At 69.3% G+C, this 14,241-nt stretch carries 13 protein-coding genes; 6 read left to right on the top strand and 7 right to left on the bottom strand.

The window, feature by feature from the left end; all coding sequences use genetic code 11:
- Genes C5O27_RS10850 through C5O27_RS10835 form a run of 4 tightly spaced genes read right to left on the bottom strand, consistent with a single transcriptional unit; the run spans window position 1 to window position 4,723 of the window.
- The gene (locus C5O27_RS10850) at window positions 1–897 is read right to left on the bottom strand and encodes an EamA family transporter (RefSeq protein ID WP_127962698.1); all 897 of its coding nucleotides are present in this window, start codon (window positions 895–897) and stop codon (window positions 1–3) included.
- Window positions 898–910: 13 nt separating this feature from the next.
- Window positions 911–1,969, bottom strand: coding sequence for an ABC transporter ATP-binding protein (locus C5O27_RS10845; protein ID WP_127962697.1), 1,059 nt, complete (start codon window positions 1,967–1,969; stop codon window positions 911–913).
- Window positions 1,966–3,627 (bottom strand): ABC transporter permease, encoded by a 1,662-nt coding sequence (locus C5O27_RS10840; RefSeq protein WP_127962696.1) that lies wholly within the window; start codon window positions 3,625–3,627, stop codon window positions 1,966–1,968. Before C5O27_RS10840 ends, C5O27_RS10845 begins: the two co-directional genes overlap by 4 nt.
- 7 nt (window positions 3,628–3,634) lie before the next feature.
- Window positions 3,635–4,723, bottom strand: coding sequence for a thiamine ABC transporter substrate-binding protein (locus C5O27_RS10835; RefSeq protein ID WP_127962695.1), 1,089 nt, complete (start codon window positions 4,721–4,723; stop codon window positions 3,635–3,637).
- Between the two features lie 326 nt (window positions 4,724–5,049).
- On the opposite strand from C5O27_RS10835, the gene C5O27_RS10830 reads away from it, so the two are divergent.
- The 4 genes from C5O27_RS10830 to C5O27_RS10815 all read left to right on the top strand — a co-directional run bounded on the left by C5O27_RS10830 (window position 5,050) and on the right by C5O27_RS10815 (window position 9,170).
- A complete protein-coding gene (locus C5O27_RS10830; protein ID WP_127962694.1) occupies window positions 5,050–5,883 on the top strand; it encodes an Rv1157c family protein in 834 nt (277 codons plus the stop codon).
- Window positions 5,884–6,193: 310 nt separating this feature from the next.
- Complete coding sequence (locus tag C5O27_RS10825) at window positions 6,194–7,096, top strand: hypothetical protein (RefSeq protein WP_127962693.1); 903 nt, start codon at window positions 6,194–6,196, stop codon at window positions 7,094–7,096.
- A gap of 78 nt (window positions 7,097–7,174) precedes the next feature.
- Complete coding sequence (locus C5O27_RS10820) at window positions 7,175–8,458, top strand: alpha/beta hydrolase (RefSeq protein WP_127962692.1); 1,284 nt, start codon at window positions 7,175–7,177, stop codon at window positions 8,456–8,458.
- A gap of 7 nt (window positions 8,459–8,465) precedes the next feature.
- On the top strand, window positions 8,466–9,170 hold the full coding sequence (locus C5O27_RS10815) for a lysoplasmalogenase family protein (protein ID WP_127963818.1): 705 nt from the start codon (window positions 8,466–8,468) through the stop codon (window positions 9,168–9,170).
- A 10-nt stretch (window positions 9,171–9,180) separates the two neighbouring features.
- Here C5O27_RS10815 and C5O27_RS10810 read toward each other — a convergent pair whose 3' ends face one another.
- The gene (locus C5O27_RS10810) at window positions 9,181–9,624 is read right to left on the bottom strand and encodes a hypothetical protein (RefSeq protein WP_006357458.1); all 444 of its coding nucleotides are present in this window, start codon (window positions 9,622–9,624) and stop codon (window positions 9,181–9,183) included.
- A gap of 139 nt (window positions 9,625–9,763) precedes the next feature.
- Between C5O27_RS10810 and C5O27_RS10805 the strand changes: the two genes are divergently transcribed.
- The gene (locus C5O27_RS10805) at window positions 9,764–10,336 is read left to right on the top strand and encodes an HhH-GPD-type base excision DNA repair protein (RefSeq protein WP_006357457.1); all 573 of its coding nucleotides are present in this window, start codon (window positions 9,764–9,766) and stop codon (window positions 10,334–10,336) included.
- Window positions 10,337–10,418: 82 nt separating this feature from the next.
- Window positions 10,419–11,333 carry a hypothetical protein gene (locus C5O27_RS10800; RefSeq protein ID WP_127962691.1) on the top strand — a complete coding sequence of 305 codons (915 nt, stop codon included), beginning with the start codon at window positions 10,419–10,421 and terminating at the stop codon, window positions 11,331–11,333.
- A 247-nt stretch (window positions 11,334–11,580) separates the two neighbouring features.
- On the opposite strand, the gene C5O27_RS10795 is transcribed toward C5O27_RS10800, so the two are convergent.
- Together C5O27_RS10795 and C5O27_RS10790 are read right to left on the bottom strand one after the other, a co-directional pair.
- Window positions 11,581–12,885 carry a WS/DGAT domain-containing protein gene (locus C5O27_RS10795; protein ID WP_127962690.1) on the bottom strand — a complete coding sequence of 435 codons (1,305 nt, stop codon included), beginning with the start codon at window positions 12,883–12,885 and terminating at the stop codon, window positions 11,581–11,583.
- Between the two features lie 17 nt (window positions 12,886–12,902).
- On the bottom strand, window positions 12,903–14,126 hold the full coding sequence (locus C5O27_RS10790) for an acyl-CoA dehydrogenase family protein (RefSeq protein ID WP_127962689.1): 1,224 nt from the start codon (window positions 14,124–14,126) through the stop codon (window positions 12,903–12,905).
- Window positions 14,127–14,241 lie beyond the last annotated feature (115 nt).

Genomic DNA, 14,241 nt, shown 5'->3' with positions numbered 1-14,241 from the left:
TCAGCTCGGCGGGATCTCGTCCTCATCGACCGATCGGACCGCCACCGCCAGCGCGACTGCCGCGATCCCGACGGCCTCCAGCGGCCGCGGAACCTGACCGAGGACGATCAGGCCGATCACCGCGGCCGTCACCGGGAGCAGCGCGAGCAGGATCGCGAACCGCGCTCGCCCGACGCGACGCAGCACGACCTGGTCGAGGGCGTACGGGATCGCGGTCGACGCCACGCCCAGGACCAGGCCCTGGCCGATCAGCGCGGCCGGAGAAACCCCATCGCGCACCGCCTCGGAAGAACCCCGACCGGCTACCGCCTCCAGCACCCACCACGCCAGCGGCGAGGTCACGAGTGCGGCGATCACGAAGCCCGTGGCGAGGTCCTCGACGCCCGCCCCGCGCGCCGCGACCCGCTTCCCCAGCACGATGTAACCGGCCCAGCACGCAGCGGCGGCCAGCGCGAGCAGCACTCCCACGCCGGTCCCCGACCATCGGACGTCGGCGATGAGGACGACGCCGAGCCCCGCGAGCACGAGTGCAGCGATGTCACGTCGGGTGCGGGAACCCAAGGTCGCCACCGTGATCGGGCCGAGGAACTCCAGCGCGACGGTCGTACCCATCGGCAGGCGTGCCAGCGCCTCGTAGAAGGTGATGTTCATTCCCGCGGTGATCAGGCCGAAGCACCCGGCAAGCCGCAGGCGGGACCACTGCCACGCCGACCGCGGCGGCCGGACCCAGATCAGCAGCACCAGTGCGGCGCCGGCGATGCGCAGCCACGCCACCGCCGATGGAGCGACGTCGTCGAAGAGGCCGACGGCGACCGCCGCACCGAGATACATCGACGTCGCGCCGAGCACCATCAATCCCGGTGGGAGCAGGAGGTCGCGTCGCGCGGTATCCGTCATCAGGCGGCCGTCGTCACCCGATGACCGCGACCCGCTCGGGTACCAGGCGGATCCGCACCCGGTCGCCGATGGCAACGGATTCGTCTGCCACGGCGTCGATCTCGCCGACCGCCGTCTCGATGCGCACGCGTGGACCGGCCGGAAGTTCGGCGACGAGCACGACCGTCGCGAGGCTCCCGCCCGGATCGTCCGTGCCTGCCGGACCCACGACCTCGACCGACTCCGGGCGGAGCCCGAGCCGGCGCGAACCGTCGGGCAGGTCGAGGGCGATCTCGCCGAGCACGGTGTCGGCGATTCCGGCGCGCACCTGCGCGTCGACGACGGTGGTGACGCCGAGGAACTGTGCCGTCCACTCGTCCAGCGGACGTCGCCACAGCTGTGAGGGCGTGGCGACCTGCACCATCGCGCCGTCGCGCATGACCGCGATCTCGTCGGCCATGGTCGCGGCCTCGGCGTGATCGTGGGTGACGACGACGGTCGGTACGCCGGCCGCGCGCACGATCTCCGAGATCTCCACCGCCAGCTCATCTCTCAGGCGTCGGTCGAGTGCGGCCAGGGGTTCGTCGAGCAGGAGCAGCCGCGGATGCGGAGCGAGGGCACGCGCCAGTGCGACTCGTTGCGCCTGCCCTCCGGAAAGGGTGTCGACGGAACGCTTCTCGAAGCCGGGGAGACCGACGACGTCGAGCAGCTCGGTCACGCGATCGGCGATCCGGCGACGCGACCAGCGCCGCATCCGCAGTCCGTAGCCGATGTTCGACGCCACGCTGCGTCCGCCGAAAAGCTGTCCGTCCTGGAAGACCACCCCGAAGTCGCGTCGGTGTACCTCCACCCCGGCGAGGTCCTGACCGTCGAAGCGCACGACCCCGCGGGTCGGCTGCTCCAGCCCGGCGACGGCGCGGAGCAGCGTCGACTTTCCGCACCCTGACGGCCCGAGGACGGCGGTCACCAGCGACCCCGATCCCCCGACCTGCCAGGACAATCCGTCGATCACGGTGTGCCCGCCGTAGGCGACGGCGAGGTCGGAGATCTCGAGGAGGGCATGGGACCTCGTCGCGGGGCCTTCTCCGTTCACCGCAGCGGCACCTCCGATCGGGGACGGAACGCCTCGACCACCAGCACGGCGAGGGTCGTCGCGGCGACCAGCACCACGGACGCGGCCATCGCGGTCGCGAGGTTGGCGGCGCCCGGCCGGTTGAGCGCAGAACCGATCAGCACCGGCAGGGTCGTCGTGTCGGCACGGGCCAGGAAGCTACTGGCCCCGAACTCGCCGAGCGCCATCACGAAGGCGAAACCGGCGGCCGCACCCATCGAACGGCCGACGATCGGCAGGTCGACGGTCGCGAACACGCGGGCGGGCCGGGCGCCCAGCGTCGCGGCGGCCTGCCGCAGCCGGACCGGTACCGATTCCAACGCGGGGAGCATGATGCGGATGACCATCGGGATGGCGATCAGCGCCTGCACGCACGGGATGATCGCCGGCGACGCCGCGATGGCATAGGGCATCGACGCCAGCACGATCAGGTATCCGAATCCCAATGTGACAGCACTGATCCCGAGCGGAACCAGGGAGATGGCCGAGGCGATCGCGCCGACCACCCCGCGGGAGCGATGGAGCGCGACGGCGGCGAGCACGCCCACCACCAGCGCGATGACGGTCGCGAACGCCGCCGACACCAGCGAGTACTCGAGACTCTCCAGCGGCGTGACCCCGTTGACCGGTTCGGCCAGGGCGCGATACCCGGCGAGCGTCCATTCCCCGCCGACCGTCGGCCGCACCGACCGCGCGATCAGAACAACGACCGGCCCGACGAGCAGCACCACCGTCCACACGCTCACCAGCCACATCGCCGGGCGCACGAACCGCCCGTGCACGAATGCCGCATCACGCCGACGCCGTTCGACACCGCCACGGGCCGAACCCGTCCCGGCGGGGTCGGCGAACACGCGGGTGAGCATCAGCGCCGCGAACACGACGACGATCTGCACCATCGACAGCACCACCGCCTCGGGGATACGGAAGTAGCCGATTGCCTGGGTGTATATCTCGGTCTCGAGGGTGCGCAACTCCCCCGCACCGAGGATGATCACGACGCCGAAGCTGGTGGAACAGAACAAGAAGATCAGTGCGGCGGCACCGGCGATGGCGGGCAGCAGTCGAGGGATCACCACCGTCAGCGTCGCACGCAGCCGCCCGGCGCCCAGGGTGCGCGCCGCCTCGAGCAACCGGGGGTCGAGGTTCCGCCATGCCGCGCCGACCACGCGGACGACGACGGCGACGTTGATGAACACGTGCGCGGCCAGCACCGCACCGAGACCGGATTGGATGTGCAGGAAAGACAGTGGGCCGGTCAGCAGCGACCGGAAGGCGACGCCGACGACCACCGTCGGCAACACGAACGGCACCGTCACCACGACGGCGAGGAGGACCGAGGCCCGCCCGCCGACATGGGCGTACAGCCACGCGATCGGTGCGGCCGCGACGAGCGCCAGCACGGTCGAGGCCGCCGCCTGCCCGAGGGTCACCCCCAGGAGCGCGAGTGCGTCTGTGCGGGTGAGGAGTTCACCGAGTCGCTCCCCCGACGCCGCGGCCAGGTTCACCGCGCGGCGGACGAGAGCGAGCACCGGCCAGGCGAAGAGGACTGCGATGAACAGAGCCGGGATCAGACGTAGTGCCACCCGGCCGGCGACCGTCGCCGTCCGGCCCGCGGGCCGCGCCCCTGCCCGGCTCACCGGGTTGTCACCTGCCGACAGCGTCACGCCACTGATCGAGCCAGCTCTCGCGGTTCTCCGCGATCGTGGCGGGCGGCAGCGAGGACATCCACTCCGGCACGGCCGCGCGGGCCGGCCAGCCCTCGGGCAGTTCGACGTCGCGCTGCACCGGGTACACGTACATCGACTCCGGCAGCGCGGACTGCACCTCCGGGCTCAGCATGTAGTCGACGAGCTTGCGCGCACCGGTGGAGTTGCGGGTGCCCTTGAGGATGCCGATGTACTCGACCTGCGGGAAGCAACTGTCGAGAAGGGCGCTGGTGTCGGGGGTCGCGGCGGGCGAGGACGCGTACGACAGCACGATCGGCTTGTCGCCCTTACCTTCCCCCGCGCTGAACAACTGGTTGTAGGCGACCTCCCAGCCGGAGACGATGGTCGCGCCACCGCCGACGACCCGCTTCCAGTAGTCCTGCCAGCCGTCGCCGAGGGCACCGACCGTCGTCAGCAGAAAGGCCGTGCCGGGTGAGGAGGTCGCGGGATCGGTCAGCACCGTTTGCGATGCGTACTCCGGCTTGACCAGGTCGCGGAAGCTCGCCGGGGGAGTCAGCGATCGTGATTCGTACCAGGCGTCGTCGATGTTGAGGCAGACGTCGCCGCGGTCGACGGCGGTCAGCTTGTCGGCCGCACCGGGCACCGCGTACTCGTCGGCCCCGTCGACGGCGAGCGGCGACTCGTAGGACTCCAGGGCTCCCGCTTCGATCGGCCGGGACGCGAAGGTGTTGTCGATGCCGTAGACCGCATCACCCTTGGGTGCGCCGGGGGTCAACGACACGGTCGACGCCAGCTGTCCGGCGTCGCCCGAGCGCACGATCTCGAGGGTGAGCCCGGTCTGCCGGCGGAACCCGTCGATGACCGATTCGGGCAGTTCGAAGGACTCGTGAGTCAGCAGGGTGACCTGTCCGCCTGTCGTCGACTCGTCGGCGCAGGCAACCGCCGTCGTGAAGACCAGTCCCAGTCCGACGGTGAGTGCGACGGCCCGGGAGGCGATCCCCGACCACCCACGCCGACGGCCGCCACTCTCGGCCTGCAGCTCGTTCACGCCCGGCAGTTGGGTCACATCCGACTCCTTGCGACTCGCTGTCCCTGTCCCATCCACCCCCATATCCAACCAGGTGGCGTCGCGACGCACGATTTGCCGCCCGAAAGATCACTTCTGTAACAATTGCATCAATAACCACATACGTCACAGTCGCAACCTGCCGGACTACCTGGACACAGAAGACATCGAGGGGCTTAGAATGACCCGCGACGTCCGGGGTGGGAAGATCGATGAACACCCGTCAATCCCCGGGCAATTTCCACGACCAGGATCCACACGACCACGAGGCGCACGAAGCTTGTTCTCCCAGCCGACGCAGCGCCACGACCGATAGGACACCACCAGTGCGTTTCACACGGCCGTCGAGGTTGCGTTCGACCACCTCTCGCCCGCACCGGACCCGGCGCAACCGCCTGTTCCTCAGCGCCTCGGCCCTCGTCGCCGCGGCCGGCCTCGTACTCCCGGCGGTCGCCGGCGCCGCGCCCGCTCCCAAGGTCGACCAGCGCGTGCTGGACTCGCTCGGTGCGTTCGCCCCGGCGATCATCGGCTCGGTGGCCACCCCCGGCCCCGACGGCAAGGTCAACGCCCAGCTCCTCCAGCAGGCCGAAGCCTTCGCCAACACGCCGGGAATGCCCGCCGAGGTCTCCAAGGTCTGGCGTTCGGTCGCCGACTTCCTCGGTGAGCCCGGACGCAAGGCCGCGGCACGCCAGCTGGCCGCCGAGCCCAAGCCCGGCGATCCGGAGATCCCGAAGGGCCCCAACGCTCCGAAGATCCAGGAATTCCTGTACCCGACCTTCGGTCTCGGCTGCATCCCCGGCGGCGGCTCGCTCGGCCGCGCCCTGGTCACCGCAGGCCCCCAGGAAGCACCGGCACCCGGCCCGAAGCGCGGCGAGGGCGGCTACGTCTACACCGCACTCGGCACCGGCCCCGCCATCGACAACAAGGCGAAGCCGCTGATCGTGAGCTGGCTCAACGTCGACACCGGCCGCACCGGTACCACCACGCTGAAGCGGAACCCGAAGATCAACGTCAAGGACGGCCCCGGCACCTTCACCGGCATCGCCCGGACCGGCAAGGGCCGCGTCATCTCCGCGATCCACGGAAACGTGACCACCAAGACCAAGGAGCAGGTCGTGTCCTGCACGATCGTCCCGGTGATCGGCCTCGCCGTCATCTGACCTCCGGTCGACACCCCCCTTCACCGACACCCCGGCACTTCGCCGGGGTGTCGTTGTCTCTGTGACCGTTATCCGCTCGGCGACGTCCCGCGCGCCACGTGTCGCGGAACCGACTGTGGCGGCGGTCTCACTCGCTACAAGGACAAAACCCCAGTTCGTCGGAAATGTCGGTATCTCACCGATCGCGCGCATGTCACAGCTCGGACTCGCGACTTGCCGCAGTCGTCTCACACGTGGTCTCTTTTAACTCAAGTCCCATCTGTCACACCCGCCACACGTGGCGGGGTGTTCGGCTGTTCGAAGGAGTGCCATGTCCATCACGTCTCGATTCACACGTCCACTGATCGGTCGGCGCGGAATCCGGCGCTGCGGCGTGGGCCTGGTGGGCGTGGCGATGGCCGCAGCAGCGGTCACCTCGACCGCCCCGGCCTCGGCCGCCCCGTCGCTCCCCCTCCTCCCGCCGACCATGCTGAGCGCGTATTCCATCCCGTTCGACGCAGAACTGGCCGGCGCGGTCCGTCTGCTGAAGTCCGCGGGCGTCGACCAGATGGCCCTCCAGGCCGCGCAGGCGGTCATGGGCAGTTCCGGACAGCTGTCCGTCCAGGACGTCGTCGGACGTGCCGGTGCGCTGCCCTTCGACGCATCGCAGCCCCAGCCGGCCGCCGCTCCCGCTGCGGGGACACCCCGGCCGGTGGCCTCCACCGATCCGCTGGCACTGCTGAAGAGCCTGGGCATCCAGACCCTGACCCCGTCCGTCGCCCCCTTCTGCACGACCCCCACCCCCGACAACCCGCTCGGTCTGGTCACCGCGGGCGCCGGCGCGGTCGCGGGCCCGTGGCCGCTGAAGACCGATCCGATCGCCGAGCTCAAGCCGCTCCTCGACATGCTGCCGATCGCAGGCATCCCGGACAAGATGAACGTGGTCGAGAACGGCGAGACCGCATACGCCTTCGTGCCGGCCTCCCCGAAGGCCGGAAAGGGTGGCACCATGCAGGTCGCCTGGTTCAACACCAGCACTCTGCAGGGCGGCTTCGCCGACCTCGAACCGCTGAAGAACGGTGCCACCCTCACCGCCCTGCCCCTGCTCTCGGGTGTGCGTCTCGCCCCGGTGAAGACCGGTAAGGGCACCATCCTGTCCGCGGTCTTCGGCACCGCGCAGAACGGCTCCCAGAACTGCTGGTTCCTCCCGGCCGTCGGCATCGTCAACGCCTGACTCCCGGTCTACGCGTGAGATCTCTTCTCGCCGTTGACCTTTCCACCCCCACCGCCACACCGAACGAATAGACGACACATGAACACGCACGGCATCTCTTCCACCCGTCGGAGTGCCTCCATCGCCCGCACGGTCGCGGTCGCCGCAGCCCTCACCATGGGCCTGACCTCCTTCGGCCTCGTTGCCGAGGCCGCCGCGGAACCCACCACGACCACCCCGTCGACCAGCACCCCCTCGCCCGGCGCAACCACCGACGCCACCGACGAGGAAACGGGCGCACCCGCCGACGACAACGCGGGCACGATCGACACCCGTGGCCCGGGCCAGGCGCCGGGTGCCGTCTACGCCAACCGTGACCTGCCCCGTAACCGCATGGTCGCCGGCTCCGCCGCCGGCAACGACTTCACCTACTGGAGTACCGGCGCCGACGGCAAGGCGCACCTGTCGTCCGGCGTGCTGATGGTCCCGGCCGGCCGGGCACCTGCCGGCGGCTGGCCGGTCGTCGCGTGGGCGCACGGCTCGCGCGGCATCGCCGACAAGTGCGCACCGTCGGAGCGTCCGACCAAGGACGACACCACCGAACTGAGCCGGTGGCTCGGCCGCGGCTACGCCGTCGTCTCCACCGATTACGCGGGCGTCGGCACACCGGGAACCCCGCAGTACTACGACCTCGAGGCCACCGCCCGCAACATCGTCGACGCGGTGAGCGCCGCACACGACGTCTCCGACACCGTGTCGCGCTCGTGGGCCGTCGTCGGCGAGGGTCAGGGTGCCGCGGCCGCGATCACGCTGGCTCGCCTCGCGCCGAAGCTGCAGGCGCGCAACTCGCTGGACTTCAAGGGTGCGGCGGCTACGTCGATCCCCGCCGAGTTCGGAGCGCTCCTCGCCAATCTCGGACCGTCGTCGGCGAGCATCCCGTCCGGTCTCGCCGCCGACGCGCTCTACACGCTCAGCGCGATCCGCAATGTGCGCCCGGCACTCGACGTCGACTCGCTGCTCACCGACACCGGTAAGAAATGGATGGCCAAGGCCGCCAACGAATGCGTCACCGAGTTCCGAAAGAACGTCGACGGTCTCGCCATGGGGTCCCTCTTCGCCAAGCCGGTGTCGGGGAACACGGATCTGACGAATCTGCTCACCGAGGCCACCGCCCTGCCGAGCCGTGGCTTCGTCAAGCCGGTGATCATGACCCAGTCGCTCCAGGACACGTCGGTCGTCGTGCCGCTGTCCTTGAAGTACCTGAACCAGGCGCGTGCCGATCGCAAGGTGCAGGCCCGCACCTACCTCACCCTCGACGCTGCGCAGTCGGCGAAGTTGTCCGACAACGACATCCGCGCTTTCATCGCCAAAGTCCTGAAGTGAGTCGATGATGGGTCGCCGTCTTCCGGACCGTCGCCTGTCGAAGCAACGGGCGTTCGATCTCGCCTATGCGGCGACGACGGCGGCGGCCACCGTCACGGGCGCTCTCGGTCACCGGCGGGCGGCGGGCCTGACCAAGCCACTGCCGATGCTGCTGCTGGTGGCACAGGCGGCGGCCGGGGCACGTGAGCGCGACGCCCTCGACAACGCCGGATTGGCGGGCGCACTGGCATTCTCGATGGCCGGCGACCGGCTGATGCTGCTCGAGGAGTTCGAGACCGAGCCGGTCGCCAAGGACCGCTACCTGCGACTCGGCGCGACCTTGTTCGCCGGAGCCCAGTTGAGTTACGTCGCGACGATGTGGCGCGCGGGTGCCCGGCCGTCGGCGAGACAGCTGCTCCCCCGGGTCGGGGTGCTCGCCGAATCGGCCGCGGTGCTGGCCCGTCACCGGCCGGCGCTGCTGCCCGTCCTGGGCACGTACGGCAACACCCTCGCGACGATGTCGGCGACCGCGAGCGCCATGTCCGATCCGCAGCCGCGGTTGCGGATCGGCGGCGTGACGTTCCTGCTGTCGGATCTGGCGATCATCAACCGCCGCCACCTCGTCACCGACCCGCGCGTCCGGATGGCGGGCGAGGCGTGGGTGCTCGCCAGCTACTTCGCCGCGCAGTACCTGCTCATAGGCGGACTCGCCGAACGCTTGCGTCGACGCTGATCGAGACCGGTCAGGCGGTCGCGCGCCCGCTGCACGACGAGTACTGCGGGTTGACCATCGGGTTGAACGCCAGGGCGCCGAGCTTCTGCTTGATCGTGAACGCGACCGGACCACGACCGGGATGGATGTCGACCTGCCATTTGACGGTGAATCCGCGTCCCGGCACGAAGACGGTGCCGGTGCGCCCGGTCCGCAGGTTCCGCCACGACACCGTGATGTCGTAGGTGTATTCCAGTGCGACGGGTTTCGCACGATCGGTGCCGATGAGCGCGATCGCCGGCCCGGGCAGACCGTCGGCCGGGAACCGGATGTTGTTGAACACGTCGACGCGGATCTTCACCGGTCCTGCGGGCCACGGGTTCGCCGAGGTGCAGTTCAGGGTCGTGACGTAGTTCGGCTCGGTGTAGTCCGGGATCGCGTTCGCACTCCCCGGCCCGACGACGCCGATGAGCATTGCCACCACCGCCGCGATGACCGCTCCGACACCCGCGCGGAACGCGCCTCGTGATCCTGCTCGCCCCGTCATGCTCTCCCCGCTGATCATGGGGGCAGTCTAGAGCGGCGCGCGCACCGCGTCTGCCAGAATCGATCCCATGCCGAAGATCCAGATCGCCCAGGAACCCGCGGCCGACGAACTGCTCTCGACCGATTCGTTCGCCCTGCTCGTCGGGATGTTGCTGGATCAGCAGTTCCCGATGGAGCGTGCCTTCGCCGGTCCGGCCAAGATCCGCGACCGCTTCGGCACGATGGACCCGGTGGAGATCGCCGACGCCGACCCCGAGGCCTTCGCGGACCTCTGCTCCACTCCCCCGGCCATCCACCGCTACGGCCGCTCGATGGCCGGACGCGTGCAGGCGCTCGCGAAGGTCGTCGCCGAGGAGTACGGCGGCGACGCCTCCCGCATCTGGACCGAGGCGAGCAGCGGCGCCGACCTGATGAAGCGCCTTCGTGATCTGCCCGGCTTCGGTGAGCAGAAGGCGAAGATCTTCGTCGCGCTCGTCGCCAAGCAGCTCGACGTGAAGCCGTCCGGTTGGACCAAGGTCGCCGGCGATTACAGCAAGCAGGGATACCGCTCGGTCGCCGACGTCGTCGACCCCGACTCGCTGCAGAAGGTCCGCGATTTCAAGAAGGCGGCCAAGGCCGCTGCGAAGGCCGCGACGGAGTAGAGACGCCGACGTGGGTCACCTGACCCACGAATCGCCCAGGCTTCACCCACGATCGCGAGCCGGTGGCCTAGTGTCGGGAACCATGGAGTCTCTTCCCGACCGAAGCGCACCCTACGGGACCGACTCGACTCGTGCGCTCCTCCAGATGCCGCTGCGGCTGGGGTTCACCGTGACCGGTGTGGTCCTCGCTGCAGCCGAGTCCGCCGTCACCATCGCACGCATCACCGCGGGCAGCGTCCAGCACGAGATCACCCAGGCCTTCGGAGTCGAGGACGAACTCAGTGCGGCCCGTACCCCCCTCGCCCTTCTCAACCAGCTGTCCGAGTTGCTGGGTCCGGACCGCCCCTTCGGACGCATCCTGGCCGCGGGCGGGCCGTTGGAACGGCTCCTCAACCCGGGCGGGGTCATCGACCGGCTGACCGCATCCGACGGTCCGCTGGAGAAGCTCACCGCCAAGGGCGGACTCCTCGACCAGATGGCCGACGAACGCGGCATCCTGATGCGCCTGACCGCGAAGGACGGCCCACTCGACCGCCTGACCCGCCCCGGCGGGGTCGTCGACCAGTTCACCGAGAACGAGGGCATCCTCGAACGTCTCACCTCCGAGGGCGGCGTCGTCGACAAGCTCACCGCACCCGACGGCATGCTGGAGAAGGTCACCGCGCCCGGAGGCATCCTGGACCGGTTCGCCGCCGAGGCCGGTCTGCTCGATCAGCTGGTCGGCGAAGGCGGCGCGGTCGAACGCGCCATCGCGCCGGGCGGTCCGCTGGATCGGATCACCGAGCTGACCGAGGTCATCGGTCAGCTCGCACCCAACCTGATCGCCATGCAGGACACCGTCCACGAACTCGCCGAGACCGTGGACCTCCTGAATCAGACGGTGGCTCCCCTCGGCGGTCTCGCCGACCGTCTGCCCAAGCGACTCACGCGCGGCCCCAAGGGCTCCGGCGGCAACGGCAACGGGACCTCCCCGGCAGATGCAGACACCAACGGTTAGCCACGACGGTGATCGCTGAGATCGTCGAATCGTTGGATGTGTCAACGACTTTCGGTAGTAGATGTTTCCGCGTGGCCGATTCCTTCCCGCTTACCGGATAGCACCCGCGGGAAGGAAACAGACACCGCGGGAAGGAAGCGGTTGAGCGGGAACCAAACCACCGCTAGACCAACACCCGGGCCGGGTTCGTGTGAACCCGGCCCTTCCTACTCGCCCCAACGTCAACACGTCCGATTTCCAGTTGACCCTAGCGACGAGTCGTATCGAAACCGGCCCGCAGCAACTCCACATACCGGTCGACGTCGGGCATGACGTCCGGGCTCGTGGTCACCGACACCGCGACGCGGTCGCCGATGCCGTGCACCCCGTGGGTGAGGCCCTGCACCGGCGACAGGGCGGGAAAGCCGGTGGTGAACAGGATCTCGCCGCCATCGAGGTCGAAGTCGGCGGCACCGCGGTCGACGGAGGACACCACGGTCACGCCGGTGACCGTCTCGGGTCGGGTGTCGAGGTCGAAGGCCCGGATGCCCCAGCGCGTGAGGACCGCCGGAGTGACCTCCGATACGCGTCGCTGCGCGACTCGTGCGGGGTCGGCGTCGGCCGCACGGGCGGCGTCGATCTCGGCGCGGACGAGTCGTGCTCGTTCATGCGGATCGTCGACTTCGAGGTGAAGATCGATCCCCACATTGCGAAAGTTGTTGCGCGCTTCCGATTTATTTGATCGTCCGACCGTGAGCTCTACACCGAGACGTCTGCAATCGTCGCCCAGGTATCGCGGTAGCGCCTGCGAGATGGCAACGAGCACGGCGACGGTGACCGGAGACCCGGCTGCGGTGAGACGCTCGCGGTCGAGCACGATGACCCGTAGGAGTCGCCGCGACCCGGGGCTGCGGTTCAGTGTCGTCAGCGGATAACCCGGCTTTCCCGGATTCGCCGGTTTCCCAATCCGAGCGACCTGGACTCCGCGTCGGACCGTCGAGACGAATTCTCCGGGGAACCGCAGCACACCCAACGCGAGGGTTCCGACATCGCGAACCGGCCCGGGCATTCCGAAGCCGCCACCACTGCGATTGTCGTACGGCGCGGTGAACAGGTCCCGGGCGATCTTCGATGCGCGCCGACCGTCACCGAGCGCATGCGAGATCTGCAATACGACAACGACTCCCGTGACCGACTCACCACAACCGGCCGGAAGGTCGGTCACCGGACCGAACAGATGCAGACGCCAGGCCGCTCGGGACGGCACCAGCGGATCGGCGACGAGGTCGCCGACGGTGTCCAGACACGACAACCAGGTCCGCGGCGTGGTGTCGACGCAGACCTGGTCGGGTGCGGGTTCGGCGGAGACCCAGTACGGACGGTCGGCGGTCGCCGGGACGTCGTGTACCCGTAGGCACAGGTCGTCGACGTGCCTCACCCGCGCCGACAGTCGCCGGGCGCACTCGTCGAGCGAGATCGACGGTGCGGCAAAGCAGTACAGCAGCAGCTGGTCGTTTGGGATGCGTTCGGACATCCAGTACGACGCGGCGTCCGCCGCCGCCATCCGCTGCATGCGGCCAGGGTAGCCCCCTATTTCTGGCCGGCACTCCAGGCGTAGGGCAGCTCGGTGCCGTTGAGCACATGGTCGCCGATGGCCTGCAGCTTGAAGATCAGCGGATTGTGTACCGAGATCACGCGGGCGTTGCGCCAGTGGCGATCGAGGCGCAGCCGCTCGGAGGTGATCGACGCGCCGCCGACCTCGAACAGCTGGGTGGTCGCGTCGAGCACCAGCGGGATGACGGTCGCCTGCGCACGGGCGACGTCGAATTCGACCTCGTCGAGCAATTTCTCGTCCTGCCAGCCGGTCTCGGCGAGCCGGTCGAGCCGATCGGCGATCTCGAGGACGATGGTGCGCGCCGAGTAGGCGGCCGCCGTCAACCGGCCGATGACCTGCTGCACCAGCGGATCGTGGCGGGGCAGGTCGGCGGTCGAGTGGGTGAAGGTGCGCTTGCGTTCGCGCACCCATTCGCTCACGTCCTCGGTGGCACGCTGCGCGATGCCCGCCAGCACCGACAGCTGCACGAGCTGCAGGTACGAGGTGGCGTAGGTGCGACCGGAGACGCCGTAACCCGGGCCGAGGATGCGGTCCGCGGACACCTGCACGCCGCTGAACTCGGTGGTCCCGCTGGCGGTCAGACGCTGACCGAAGCCGTCCCAGTCGTCGTGCTGAATGACGCCCTGCGCGTCGGCGTCGACGAGCACCGAGACGCGCTCACCGTCCTGGTCGGCGGCGACCAGGATGTGGTCGGAGTACAGGCTGCCGGTGCTGTAGTACTTGGTGCCGTCCAGGCGCCATGCGTCATCGCTGTCGGAGTCCCGGGTCAGGCGCGTCTGGTAGCGGTCGATCGCGCCGACACCGGGCTCGGTGATGGCGTTCCCGACGAGCGTGCCCTCCGCGACCTTGCGCAGCCAGCGCTCGGCCTCGGGATCGGGCAGCGCGGTGAGCTGATCCTCGACGAACGACCAGTGCACGCGCAGCGCCTGCGGGAGGTTCGACTCCGCGGTGGCCAGGTCGACGAGGAGCCGGAACACCTGACGGACCGAGGCACCGTACCCGCCGAGCTCGACCGGCACGCGCAGCGCGCCGAACCGGGACTCACGCAGCCACGACACCTCGTCGTGCGCCAGCCGGCGATCGTCTTCACGCGCCACCGCTCCTTCGGCGATTCGGGCGAAGATCGGGGCGAACACCTCGTCGAGCCGTTCGTCGGTGGCGCCGGCGGCCGGCGTGCTCGTGGGCACGGTTGCGGTCATCACATGGTCCTTTCGGTACAGACTTGTCGGCCGACAGTGTGGCCGTCGCCCGACTCGAGAACCACGATTGAAACCGCGCTGAACGCAACGTTCCCAAGTCTCGATTTCGCCGCCA

It is taken from the genome of Gordonia alkanivorans, from assembly GCF_004011905.1.
In the GTDB taxonomy this organism is placed as follows: domain Bacteria; phylum Actinomycetota; class Actinomycetes; order Mycobacteriales; family Mycobacteriaceae; genus Gordonia; species Gordonia alkanivorans.
Note: the sequence above shows the minus strand (reverse complement) of the source record. Positions and strands in the feature narration are given on the sequence as shown.

Coding starts and splice junctions, on each gene's coding strand:
- C5O27_RS10850 (WP_127962698.1), bottom strand. CDS start 897: ATGACGGATACCGCGCGACGCGACCTCCTGCTCCCACCGGGATTGATG.
- C5O27_RS10825 (WP_127962693.1), top strand. CDS start 6,194: ATGTCCATCACGTCTCGATTCACACGTCCACTGATCGGTCGGCGCGGA.
- C5O27_RS10820 (WP_127962692.1), top strand. CDS start 7,175: ATGAACACGCACGGCATCTCTTCCACCCGTCGGAGTGCCTCCATCGCC.
- C5O27_RS10815 (WP_127963818.1), top strand. CDS start 8,466: ATGGGTCGCCGTCTTCCGGACCGTCGCCTGTCGAAGCAACGGGCGTTC.
- C5O27_RS10810 (WP_006357458.1), bottom strand. CDS start 9,624: ATGCTCATCGGCGTCGTCGGGCCGGGGAGTGCGAACGCGATCCCGGAC.
- C5O27_RS10805 (WP_006357457.1), top strand. CDS start 9,764: ATGCCGAAGATCCAGATCGCCCAGGAACCCGCGGCCGACGAACTGCTC.
- C5O27_RS10800 (WP_127962691.1), top strand. CDS start 10,419: ATGGAGTCTCTTCCCGACCGAAGCGCACCCTACGGGACCGACTCGACT.
- C5O27_RS10795 (WP_127962690.1), bottom strand. CDS start 12,885: ATGCAGCGGATGGCGGCGGCGGACGCCGCGTCGTACTGGATGTCCGAA.
- C5O27_RS10790 (WP_127962689.1), bottom strand. CDS start 14,126: ATGACCGCAACCGTGCCCACGAGCACGCCGGCCGCCGGCGCCACCGAC.